Origin of the sequence: Vibrio sp. 10N.261.54.A5 (genome assembly GCF_041471145.1) — a bacterium.
Taxonomy (GTDB): domain Bacteria; phylum Pseudomonadota; class Gammaproteobacteria; order Enterobacterales; family Vibrionaceae; genus Vibrio; species Vibrio crassostreae_C.
In genome coordinates this window covers 1-12526 of record NZ_JBFRNU010000040.1, presented here as the reverse complement: position 1 = coordinate 12526, position 12526 = coordinate 1, and the positions used below count along the sequence as shown (strand labels likewise).

Annotated in this window: 11 protein-coding genes; 10 read left to right on the top strand and 1 reads right to left on the bottom strand. The window is 44.5% G+C overall.

Annotated features, from left to right (window positions below):
* Positions 1–44: 44 nt before the first annotated feature.
* On the top strand, positions 45–593 hold the full coding sequence (locus AB4329_RS12535) for a YcbK family protein (protein ID WP_017060953.1): 549 nt from the start codon (positions 45–47) through the stop codon (positions 591–593).
* A gap of 205 nt (positions 594–798) precedes the next feature.
* Positions 799–1452 carry an MBL fold metallo-hydrolase gene (locus tag AB4329_RS12530; protein ID WP_017060954.1) on the top strand — a complete coding sequence of 218 codons (654 nt, stop codon included), beginning with the start codon at positions 799–801 and terminating at the stop codon, positions 1450–1452.
* 111 nt (positions 1453–1563) lie between these two features.
* On the opposite strand, the gene AB4329_RS12525 is transcribed toward AB4329_RS12530, so the two are convergent.
* Positions 1564–2364 carry a DUF2982 domain-containing protein gene (locus AB4329_RS12525; RefSeq protein WP_102332084.1) on the bottom strand — a complete coding sequence of 267 codons (801 nt, stop codon included), beginning with the start codon at positions 2362–2364 and terminating at the stop codon, positions 1564–1566.
* 220 nt (positions 2365–2584) lie between these two features.
* Between AB4329_RS12525 and AB4329_RS12520 the strand changes: the two genes are divergently transcribed.
* From AB4329_RS12520 to AB4329_RS12485, 8 genes are all read left to right on the top strand, one after another.
* Complete coding sequence (locus tag AB4329_RS12520; protein ID WP_017060956.1) at positions 2585–2977, top strand: hypothetical protein; 393 nt, start codon at positions 2585–2587, stop codon at positions 2975–2977.
* A gap of 553 nt (positions 2978–3530) precedes the next feature.
* Positions 3531–4625 carry a TRAP transporter substrate-binding protein gene (locus tag AB4329_RS12515; protein WP_017060957.1) on the top strand — a complete coding sequence of 365 codons (1095 nt, stop codon included), beginning with the start codon at positions 3531–3533 and terminating at the stop codon, positions 4623–4625.
* 197 nt (positions 4626–4822) lie between these two features.
* Positions 4823–5368, top strand: coding sequence for a TRAP transporter small permease subunit (locus AB4329_RS12510; RefSeq protein WP_017060958.1), 546 nt, complete (start codon positions 4823–4825; stop codon positions 5366–5368).
* 9 nt (positions 5369–5377) lie between these two features.
* A complete protein-coding gene (locus AB4329_RS12505) occupies positions 5378–6661 on the top strand; it encodes a TRAP transporter large permease subunit (RefSeq protein WP_029235146.1) in 1284 nt (427 codons plus the stop codon).
* A gap of 104 nt (positions 6662–6765) precedes the next feature.
* A complete protein-coding gene (locus AB4329_RS12500; protein ID WP_372055522.1) occupies positions 6766–8121 on the top strand; it encodes a cache domain-containing protein in 1356 nt (451 codons plus the stop codon).
* On the top strand, positions 8114–8752 hold the full coding sequence (locus tag AB4329_RS12495; protein WP_017060961.1) for a response regulator transcription factor: 639 nt from the start codon (positions 8114–8116) through the stop codon (positions 8750–8752). The genes AB4329_RS12500 and AB4329_RS12495 overlap by 8 nt, the downstream gene beginning before the upstream one ends.
* A 169-nt stretch (positions 8753–8921) precedes the next feature.
* A complete protein-coding gene (locus tag AB4329_RS12490; protein ID WP_017060962.1) occupies positions 8922–10520 on the top strand; it encodes a BCCT family transporter in 1599 nt (532 codons plus the stop codon).
* Positions 10521–10791: 271 nt separating this feature from the next.
* A complete protein-coding gene (locus tag AB4329_RS12485; protein ID WP_017060963.1) occupies positions 10792–12363 on the top strand; it encodes a BCCT family transporter in 1572 nt (523 codons plus the stop codon).
* Positions 12364–12526 lie beyond the last annotated feature (163 nt).

Here is a 12526-nt window from a genome sequence, read left to right as displayed (position 1 = left end):
TGTATCGTGCGTTTTTCGTTCGATCTAATTGGTTTTTTTGCTGTATGTCTCAAAGTTTATTTTCACGCCGTCAGTTTCTGACTTACGCTGGTGGTACTGCTGTAGTCGCCTCTCTTACTCCTTCTATCGCTTTCGCTTCATACCCGGATCAACCAAGAACGATTAGCATGAACAATCTTCACACTGGTGAACGATTAGAGACTTGTTATTTCGATGGCACTAACTATGTTGGTGACGAGATGGCACGCCTTAGCAAACTGTGCCGTGACTTCCGCCGCAATGAGATTCATCCAATGGATAAGAACCTGTTTGATCAGATCACTCAGATTCAAAATGTACTGGGTATTCAAAAAGAAGTTCAAATCATCTCTGGCTACCGCTCTCCAGCAACCAACGAAGCGTTGCGCTCTAAGTCGAGTGGTGTCGCTAAAAAGAGCTATCACATGCTTGGTAAAGCGATCGATTTTCGTATCGATGGTGTTGATTTAAAGGAACTGAGAGACGTAGCTAAAAGTCTGCAAGCAGGTGGTGTTGGTTATTACGCTCGTAGTAACTTCATCCACATTGATACTGGTCCAGTTCGCAGCTGGTAGAGCTAAGCTGAGTTATTGAGTGATACGGTAGGCACTTGTCAAAGTAGACATCCAATGTCATAGTTTGCCCAAATTTCAGTTTGTTCTAATAATTCGGTTTATTGCTGCTCAGTTTGTTGCTGTTTAGTTTGTTATTGTTGGGTTTGTTGCCAATAACATAGCGATATTCGAGTTGTTCACCAGATTCGCTCTTTAAGGTTTGTATATGTCTCTTAAGTATCAAGTTGTACCTGTTACCTCTTTTTCTCAGAACTGCTCGATTGTGTGGTGTGATGAAACCATGGAAGGCATCGTTGTCGATCCGGGCGGTGATGTTCAACAACTCGCGGCTATCATTGAAGAACTCGGTGTTAAGGTTGTGAACTTGGTACTGACGCACGGTCACTTAGATCATGTTGGCGGTACGGTACCACTTGCTGAGATCTTGAAGGTTGAAATTGTGGGCCCGCATAAGGCAGACAACTTCTGGCTACAAGGTCTAGAGAATCAAAGTCAGATGTTTGGTTTCCCACTGTGTAAAGCTTTTGAACCAAACACTTGGTTAGAAGAGGGCGACAAAGTCACTTTTGGTAATCAAGTGATTGATGTGATTCACACGCCGGGCCACACGCCAGGTCACGTTGTACTGTTCAGTGAGCAAGCTCGTTTAGCGTTTGTGGGTGATGTGTTGTTTAACGGCGCAATTGGCCGTACTGACTTCCCACAAGGTGACTTCAATACGCTTATCGCTTCAATCAAGACTAAGCTTTGGCCACTAGGCAGTGACGTAACATTCGTTCCGGGCCATGGTCCTGAATCGACATTCGGTCGCGAGCGTGCATCAAACCCGTTCGTCGCAGATGAAATGCCTCTGTACTAATTAAATCTTTGATTTTCCAACCGATTATTTGTGTCGATTGATTGAAAATGAAGCTTAGCTTTTGTCCTGAAAGCTAAGCTTTTTTATTGTGTGTGGACTTACTGGTAAACCTTAATCAGAAAGACGTTCAGCGGCAGCCAAGTAGCGTCGAGCCAGCCCCACAAACTCTTCTCCACTCATATTCAAATCATGGGTTGATATGAAAATGTCATAACCGTGGAAGCCCCTTTGATATTTCATTCTGTTGGCAAGCATCGCCTGCAATCCAGAATAGTTTTTAATCACCGCGTTTGGACTGTTTGTCTCATTCGGTGAATCAAGGTTGTCCTGTGATTGGTTATCGTTGAAATTTACGTTGTCGGTATTCTGCGACTCTTTGTATTGGCTTAGTTCGACACAGCCACTTTCAGTACAACGCGCATGGTAATGCGATGAGTCGAGAACCATATCCTCAAAGTTGGACTCTTTGCCTGCTTGTTTGGCTCCTAAGTACAAAAGTGCTCGTTGGCTGAGCAATAATTCACAAGTTATTTTAGGGCAAATCGAATCGAGGTAGGGCGAGTAATCTTTTACTTTAATTCCGACCCAGGGCAGAGGTTGATGCCAACCATCTTGTTCATAAGTGCAAAGACCAATTTTTTGGATGTTACTCCATTTTAAAACCCAACCCCCTTTGTAAAAGTGCTGCTGAAAATGAGTCGGGGTAAGTGTGAACATCACTCGGCTGCGCAGCATCAAATAGTAGCCAGTTCCCAGAAGCGTAATACTGCAAAAAGCACCCACGATCAGTAACTTTGGATTGTCACTGTAGAGCGAAACGATCAAGCAAATGAAGCCTAAAATAATGGCGAGGATACGGTACGAGCGAGTGAATGAAGGCAAAGAGAAATTACTAAGGTGACGAGTGTCCATAGGTAACACCAAGTTTTCATATTTTTGTCTGGATGGATAACCAGTGTATATGACCCTGAATTGATAAGTCGATGTTTAAATAATAGACGCTAGTAGACAATATCGGTATTTTTCGTCGACTTTCGACGCTTCACTCTACAATTAGCTCCTGTTTTTTGGTATAAATCGCGCTTCAAATTTTCACCACTGCGAAAAGAGCAGTGAACTGGAGAAATATTCAATGAGACTTGCTCATAAGCGTAAGGTGCAGGCTAAACTGCAGAAACGCACTAAAGCGGCTGTAGTTAAAGCAGTGGCAACGCCGAAAAAAGCGAAGCCTGTCGCAGAGAAAGTTGTAGCAGAAAAAACTGTAGCAGCAAAACCAGCGGTAGAGAAAGCAGTAGCAGCAACTAAAGAAGTTGCAGTAGCACTGACTCCTAAGCAACAACAAGTTCTAGACATCGTTGTTAGCAATGCTGAAGGCATTAACCCTAAAGGTATCGGCCTAGAAGCTGGTCAAGAAGACGCGAAAGCAGCTTCATGGGCAACAGGCGCATTGAAAAAACTTCTTGAAGAAAACCTAGTAGCGAAAGAGCAGCTAGCAGGTAACAAGGTTATCTACAAAGCTATCTAATCCTGTGGGATTACATTCGCTTCGTTAAGTTTTTAAGCCTCGATTTTCGAGGCTTTTTTGTATCTGGCACATTATGCCAAGTCCGAGCCCAAATCCAAGCCTAAACCTAGGCTCTATAATCTCAATTCCAATTCGATATACGGCTTAACTGATTAGTGTTGTCTCGTGTCAGAGCTTCGAATCAGCAAGCACTAAATTAGGGCGTTAGCTAGGTAGATCAAGAGAGCAAAGCCTTGATTTTTTTCCCTAAAATACAGCAATGAATAGAGCTTCATCACGAAATGGCAATCAATTGTTAAGAGTATTTAATTATTAATACTTAGGTATTTATCAATACGCATTGTCTTGGTGAATATCCAAACTCCTTTGAAATCGACACTATTCAATCATCTCCTACGTAGTTCTACTTAATCCTTTGGTCTAATACGTAACTTTGTTAACGCCATGCGTGCGTGCTCTCCCTGATATCTTGTTGCCTCATCACGGTGCACTCTTATGTTGAATCATAAAAAATGCTCATAGAAAGAGTGTTAACCCAACAAAGGACGTGAACATGAGTCTCATTTCTAACTCCCTCACACGAGTTTTTAAAAACGTTGCAGTAACTGCTGCGGCTTGTTTAGCTTTGGTCGCTACTGGTGCTACAGCCGCTGATAAGGTTTACCGTTTAAAACTTGCGGAAACTTGGGGACCAAACTTCCCAGTTTTCGGTGATGCAACCAAAAACATGGCGGCGATGGCTGAGAAGATGTCGAATGGTCGACTGCAAATCAGAATCGATTCAGCAAACAAACACAAAGCACCTCTTGGCGTTTTTGACATGGTTAAGTCTGGTCAATACGACATGGGTCACTCAGGCTCTTACTACTGGAAAGGTAAAGTTCCAAACACTCTTTACTTCACTTCTATGCCTTTCGGTATGACGCCAGCAGAACAATACGCGTGGTTCTATCACGGTGGTGGTATGGAGTTAATGGAGCAGGTTTACTCTCCACATAACTTGATGTCTTTCCCTGGTGGTAACACGGATATCCAGATGGGGGGTTGGTTTCAAAAAGAGATCAACAGCGTTGAAGATCTACAAGGTCTGAAAATGCGAATCCCGGGCTTTGCAGGCGAGATTCTTGCTGAGCTAGGTGCTAAACCGACGAACATTGCCCCAGGTGAACTTTACACGTCTCTAGAGCGTCGCACGATTGATGCACTAGAGTGGGTAGGTCCATCGCTGGATTTACGAATGGGCTTCCACAAAATCGCGCCTTACTACTACACAGGTTGGCACGAGCCGGGTTCAGAGCTTCAATTCCTAGTGAACAAGCGTACATGGAACAAGCTGCCTGAAGACCTACAAGAAATCTTACGTGTTGCAATGCGTACTGCGGCTTACGACATGTACACACAAGCAACGCACGAAAGTGGTAAGAACTGGGTTTCAATGAAGACAGAATACCCTGATGTACAAGTGAAAGATTTCCCACCAGAGGTTATGTCTGCTCTGAAAGAAGCGAACGATCGCCTACTGGCTGCACATGCTGAGAAAGATGAGCTAGCAAAAGAGATTCAAGCTTCACAAGCAAGCTACCTAGAGCAAGTACGTTCATGGACGGATATTTCCCACAGAGCTTACCTAAATAGCCAAGCGAAATAATCGACAGTTGTTGAACTGAATCTAAATGAACCCGAAGCTTTTCTTATTGAGTATTTAAGAGTGAATAAGCCGAGGGTTCATTTAAAACATAATAACTAAGCAGGATAAATCCTGTATTACGCTCAAGAACCTTTTCTACGTCCTACAGCTCGTTACCTCAGCTGCGCGATGTCTTTTCAAATTCCATGGAGTCGGGAATGCGAAGTCTAATTTATATTGAACGCCTGTTTAATCGTATCGGTGACGCACTGGGATGGCTTTCCAGTATGTTGTTTATTTTACTTATCGCCAACGTCGTGTATGACGTTGTCATGAGATATGCCTTCAACGATGTCTCTATCGCCTTCCAAGAGATGGAATGGCACCTTTTCTCCGCCGTTTTCCTACTCGGTGTTCCTTATGCCATCAAGGCTGGTGGCCATGTTCGAGTTGACGTGTTCTATGAGCAACTGAGCTTTAAAGCACAAGCGATTATTGACCTGCTTGGCACGCTTATCTTTCTACTTCCGTTTTGCCTGCTGGTGGCTTGGTTTGGTATCGATGTTGCCAAAGAGAGTTATGAACTGGGTGAAACCTCAGGCGATCCCGGTGGCCTGCCGTATCGCTGGATCATCAAAGCTATGATCCCGCTGTCATTCTTTTTGATGGCACTCAGTGGCGTAGGTTTGATCCTGCATTCACTGAATAAGATTTTTAATCCGCATCTTATCCATGCAAACAATATTCATACAAAAAACAAGTAGAGGCTGAACATGATTGGAATAGTAATGTTTTTTGTCGCCTTGTTTGCGCTTTTACTTGGCTTCCCAGTGGCGTTTACCTTTGGTGGTATCGCGTTAATCTTTGGTGTTTGGGCTGAGGGCATTGAAATGTTTGCCTTCATGCCATATCGAATTCAATCCATTATGGAAAACACGGTTCTGATGGCCGTTCCATTGTTTGTTTTTATGGGGCTCGTTCTACAAAAGACCAAGCTTGCTGAGCAGTTGCTTGAGTCTATGGGGCGACTGTTTGGCGGCGTTCGTGGTGGTATCGCGATTTCAACCGTATTAGTAGGTTCACTACTTGCGGCTTCTACTGGCGTGGTTGGTGCTTCTGTTGTTGCTATGGGACTTATCTCCCTACCTGTAATGCTCAAGTACAATTACGACAAAGGCTTAGCCTGCGGCACTATTTGTGCGTCTGGTACGCTAGGGCAGATCATTCCACCCTCCATCGTATTGATTCTATTGGGTGATGTTCTAGGTGTTCCTGTAGGCGACTTGTTCCAAGCGGCGATTTGGCCGGGCGTGATGCTGGTCGGCGCGTACATCGTTTATATCTTGATATACGCAAAGCTACACCCTGAAGCGGCTCAACCTATTGAACGTGATGACTCCATCAGCCGTAAGCAGGAAGTGTTTAATGCACTGAAAGCGATTCTTCCGCCTCTAGCGTTAATCATTGTTGTACTGGGCTCTATCTTCGCAGGTGTTGCTACGCCAACAGAGTCAGCCGCATTAGGTGGCGCGGGTGCGATGATACTTGCACTGCTTTACGGTCAATTTAGTTGGTCGATGGTGTACGAGGCGTCGAAAGAGACGGTGAAAGTAACGGCGATGGTATTTGCTATCTTGTTGGGTGCAACGGCATTCTCAATGGCGTTTACCTACACTGGTGGCGACTATCTGGTTGAAGAGTGGATGCTACAACTGCCAGGTGAAAAATGGGGCTTCCTGATCATTACCATGCTGGTGATTCTGATTCTGGGTTTCTTCATCGACTTCGTAGAGATCTGTTTCATCATCGTGCCGATCATTGCGCCAGTTGCTGAACTGATGGGCATCAACATGACATGGTTCGCTATCCTTATTGCGATGAACCTACAAACTTCCTTCTTAACGCCGCCATTTGGTTTTAGTTTGTTCTATTTAAAAGGCGTAGCACCGAAAGGCGTGACGACTAAGGACATCTACCGAGGTGTGATGCCGTTCATTCTGATTCAAATCCTCGTACTTGGATCACTTCTCGCTTTCCCATCTTTCTATGGAATGTGAGTGAAGCCAAGAATGTGAATGATATGTTTCGACGGCTATCTATAAATTGCTAAAGTAAAACGGCTTATTGATGTTCAGTAAGCCGTTTTTTGTGAGGGAAAGGAATGCCTCTAAAAGCCAAGCTGATTTTGCTGACGTTGCTCCCGTTGCTGCTGGTAACGGCGAGTATTAGTTGGATCTCGCTGCACCAGACTAAGACGTTAGGCGCTAAAGAAGTCGAGATCTTTAGAGACAGCCTAATCAAGTCGCGTGAAAACGCCCTCAAAGACACGGTTGATCTCGCGTTCGACGCCATAGAACACGTCTATAACGATCCAAATATCCAAGAAGCCCAAGCCAAAAAAAAAGTTCGAACCATATTGTCTAAACTTAGATATGGCTCTGATGGGTACTTCTTCGCATACGATCGCCACGGGACCAACTTGGTTCATCCAATTCAGCCAGAATTGATAGGCCAAAACCTACTCCAACTGCAAGATGAAGATGGCGATTTTCTGATAGAGGCTCTGTTAAGAGAAGCGCAAACCGGAGGCGGGTTTCACCAGTATTTGTGGCAAAAGCCTTCGACGGGTGAGGTGGTGTCTAAGCTGAGCTACGCCGCTTGGTTAGAGCGTTGGGACTGGATGATTGGCACCGGCTTGTATATTGAAGACGTACACCAAGAAGTGGCTTCGATGCAGGCTGCGATAAATAAGAATATTGAAACCACGTTCTTTTCGATTGTGGTGATTTTGAGCGTAACGGTCGCGGTCATCATCGTGCTGACCTTGGCTATTAACATGCATGAACATCGGATTGCTGATAACAACTTAAAGGAGCTGGCGCATAAGACGGTGATGTTCCAAGAAGACGAGAAGAAGCATCTAGCGCGTGAGTTGCATGATGGTATTAACCAATTATTAGTGTCGAGTCGTTGCCATTTGGAACTGCTCGGTAATAAGCTACAAAATGAAGACCTTAAAGCACATTTGAATAAGTCGCAGCATTCACTGATGCGAGCGATCGAAGAAGTGAGGCACATCTCGCATCAACTTCGTCCAAGTTCATTGGATGACATAGGCTTAGAAGCGGCATTGTCTTCATTACTGTTAGATTTTCAGGCGCACTCGGGCATAGAAGTCGAGACCATGTTTGCTACTCAACCTGGTAAGTTAAAATCAGAGGCGGCGACGACCCTATATCGAGTCGTGCAAGAGTCGCTGAATAATATAGAAAAACATGCACAAGCGACCAAAGTAACGGTTATCGCTCAGCAAATTGGTAATGTGTTGCAACTACTGATTCAAGATAACGGTGTCGGTTTCAACACCTATAAAGCGATGGAAAAACGAGGGATCGGGCTGCGTAACATGAGAGAGCGAGTGGAGTTCATCGGTGGTGACTTTGAATTGATGAGTGAGATTGGCCTCGGAACGGAAATTACAGTGTTACTGACACTAGAGGGATTAATGAATGAGTGAAGTTATTCGAGTTGTGATTGCTGATGATCACCAAGTGGTACTGGATGGCTTTATGGCGAGATTGGAACTCGAGCCAGATATTAGCGTGATAGGTACGGCCAGCAATGGACTAGAAGCGGTAGAGGTCGTTAAGTCTCTGCGCCCTGATGTGGTGTTGATGGATATCAGCATGCCTATCATGAATGGCATTGATGCCACCCATCTGATTAAAGAAGAAGACCCAGAAGCCAAGGTCCTGATGCTGACCATGCATAACAACCGTGAATACATCATGAAGGTGATGCAGTCGGGTGCTGTCGGTTACATGTTGAAAGAGATTTCGGCTGAAAAAATGGTACAGGCAATCAAAACGGTCAATCAAGGATCGACCTATTTCTGTGAAAAAGTCACGCAGAATTTGTTTACTCAGCCGATTACTCCCACGCCATCTGTCAAGAATCCATTGAGCAGACGTGAAGAGGCTGTGCTGAAATTAGTCGCAAAAGGGGAGAGCAGTAAAGAGGTCGCAAAGGCGCTGAATATCAGCTATCGAACGGTAGAAACCCATAGGCAAAATATTAAGCATAAGCTCGATATTCACTCTACGGCAGAGCTTGCTAAATATGCGGTCAGCTCCGGGCTTGTGGACTGATCTTACGCTAAATAACGTTAAATGTGTAATTTAATTACTAAATGTGTAATTTACGCCTCCTTTATGGAGGTTTTTTTAGTATTTTTGCGACAGGTTGATATTCTTCTTTTCGAAATTTAAGCGCCGAATGCAATGTTGCAAACTGTGCGCTGCAAATTAGAGAGGAAGCATGGAGCCTGTAAAAGATAGGTATAGTATTGAAAATACCGATTATACAGTAGGACAAGATAACGTTCAGAAATGGGGTTTTGATGTTCATAACCCAGTATTTGGAATCAGTGCAGGGGCGATCATTATCTTCCTGTTGGCACTTCTAGTCGCAGACCCTGAAACCGCAAAAGTGGCGCTTGATGGAATCAAATGGAAAGTCATTGGTAACTTCGATGGTTTCTTCATGTGGGCAGCAAACATCTTCGTAATTTTCTGTTTTGCCCTCATTGTCTCCCCGTATGGCAAGATACGTATTGGTGGCAATGATGCCAAAGCAGAGCACTCAAACCTATCTTGGATGTCGATGTTATTCGCCGCAGGAATGGGTATTGGCTTAATGTTCTGGGGTGTTGCTGAGCCAGTAGCTTATTTCACTGGCTGGTATGAAACACCACTAGGTGTTGAAGCTTACTCTCCTGAAGCGGCGAAGTTGGCTCTTGGTGCAACCATCTACAACTGGGGTCTGCACGGTTGGGCGATTTACGCGGTTGTTGCTCTAGCGCTTGCCTTCTTCACCTTCAATAAAGGTTTACCTCTATCAATCCGCTCTATTTTCTACCCTATCTTGGGTGATAGAACTTGGGGTTGGTTTGGTCATATTGTTGATATCGTCGCTGTGCTTGCAACGCTATTTGGCCTTGCAACTTCATTGGGCTTAGGTGCTCAACAAGCAACAAGTGGTATTAACCATGTATTTGGTACCGATGGCGGTATTGGCATGCAGCTGATTGTTATCGCTGTGGTTACTTTCTTAGCGACAATGTCCGTGGTTCGTGGCATCAACGGTGGTGTAAAGCTTCTGAGTAATGTGAACATGCTGGTTGCTTTGGGCTTACTTATCTTCGTTACCATCGCTGGTGGCATGGCGGGTATTAAAGCAATCCCAACCGCGCTAATGGGCTACATTGAAAACTTCATTCCCTTAAGCAATCCTCACGGTCGTGATGACGAAACGTGGATGCAAGGTTGGACGGTATTCTACTGGGCATGGTGGATGTCTTGGTCACCATTCGTAGGCATGTTCATCGCTCGTATCTCTAAAGGTCGAACGATTCGTGAATTCATCGTTGCTGTATTGTTCATCCCAACGACAGTAATCATCATCTGGATGGCTATTTTCGGTGGCATCGCGATTGATCAAGTGGCGAACAAGGTGGGCGAGATTGGTGTGAATGGTCTGCAAGATATTACACTTTCTCTTTTCCATACTTACGATGCTCTGCCAATGAGCTCTGTGCTTTCAGTGGTATCGATTGGTTTGATTATGGTGTTCTTTATCACCTCTTCTGATTCAGGCTCATTGGTTATCGATAGCATTACCTCTGGCGGTAAAGTGGATGCACCGGTTCCACAACGTGTATTTTGGGCGTTGATGGGCGGCGCGATTGCAGCGGTTCTACTATGGGTTGGTGGTACGGAATCTATTCAAGCACTGCAAGCTGGAACGGTATCGATGGCGCTACCATTTGCCTTCATATTATTGCTTATGTGCCTAAGCTTATTGCTAGGTTTACGAACTGAAAATCAATTGGTTAAGCACCAAAATGCTTTGAGTTAAAAGTATTTTTGAAAAAAAGGTCGACAGGGTCGACCTTTTTTTCGTCATAAACTTGAGTAATTACGTGAATATTGTTTGAAATTCCATCGAGCCGATTCTAGTTTACTGAAAACAACAAGTTAACCTGCTAAACTTCAGACATCCAAGTATTTGAATTATTGTGACAACAGCTTGTACTACTTGGATCGTAGGTTCGAGTTTGTAATTAAGTCGCAGGTAAGTAAGGAATACGAGGTCAATAGACCCTAATAGAATTCCGTAGAGAGGGATAATGACTAAAGGTATAGATAAATACAGTATCGACAGTACGGATTACACTGTCGGTCAAGATAACGTCCAAAAATGGGGTTTTGATGTTCATAACCCAGTATTTGGTATTAGTGCGGGACTTATCGCTTTGTTCCTGATCGGTGTTCTTATTACAGATACCGCTTCAGCAAAGGCTGCGCTAGATGGCGTTAAAGGCCAGATTATCAATTCGTTTGATTGGCTTTTCATCTGGTCGGGTAATATTTTCGTAATTTTCTGCTTAGGTTTGATTGTTTCTCCGTACGGCAAAATCCGCCTTGGTGGTGTTGATGCGACGGCAGATTACTCATTCTTCTCTTGGCTATCGATGCTGTTTGCCGCAGGTATGGGTATCGGCTTGATGTTCTGGAGTGTGGCAGAGCCAGCGGCTTACTTCACGGGTTGGTTTGAAACTCCGTTAGGTGTTGAACCAAACACACCAGAAGCTGCAAAACTGGCATTGGGCGCAACCATGTATCACTGGGGTCTACACCCTTGGGCGATTTATGGCGTAGTAGCACTGTCACTTGCGTTTTTCTCTTACAACAAGGGATTGCCTCTTTCTATCCGTTCTATCTTTTACCCAATTTTAGGTGATAGAGCTTGGGGCTGGGCAGGTCACATTGTTGATATTCTTGCTGTACTTGCAACGCTATTTGGTCTGGCGACATCGTTAGGTCTTGGTGCACAACAAGCGGCAAGTGGTATTCAGCATGTATTCGGCATTGAAGCGGGCCTAGGTCTGCAAGTTATTGTGATTACAGCGGTGACTTTATTGGCGGTAGTATCAGTACTTCGTGGTATTGATGGTGGCGTTAAAGTTATCAGTAACATCAACATGTTGGTGGCTTTCCTACTGCTTATCTTAGTGGCTCTAATCGGCTACGCGGTGACTTTAGGTTCTATCCCAACGACATTGATGGCATACATTGAAAACATCATTCCGTTGAGTAACCCTCACGGTCGTGAAGATGAAACGTGGATGCACGGTTGGACTGTATTCTACTGGGCTTGGTGGATCTCATGGTCTCCATTCGTAGGTATGTTTATCGCACGTGTTTCTAAAGGTCGTACGGTTCGTGAGTTCATCACAGCAGTACTGATTGTACCGACTACAGTGACTATCATTTGGATGTCAGTATTCGGTGGCATGGCGATTGACCAAATCGTGAATAACGTTGGTATTCTTGGTCAAGACGGCCTAACAGATGTATCACTAGCAATGTTCCAAATGTTTGATGCACTGCCGTTCGGGACTCTGCTTTCAATCATTGCGGTTGTATTGGTTCTAGTATTCTTCATTACATCGTCTGACTCAGGCTCTCTAGTAATCGACAGCATCACCGCGGGTGGTAAAGTTGATACGCCTGTGCCTCAACGTGTGTTCTGGGCGTTCCTAGAAGGTGCGATTGCTGTGGCTCTATTGTGGGTTGGTGGTACTGAAGCAGTACAAGCTCTACAAGCGGGTGCAATCTCTACAGCATTGCCATTCACCATCATTCTATTACTGATGTGTGTGAGCTTGCTAATGGGTATGCGTACAGAAAAACGCTAGGCTTTGTAAGCTGAAATCTACTGCAATTTATACGCAGTAGAGTGGTAAATAATATGAAGGCAGAAGAGGAAACTCTTCTGCCTTTTTTGTTTCTTCTTTACCGTGTTTTCTTGTCTCTTTTTAACATGTGAAGTGCGATAAAAATACTAGGGCGTGTTGATCT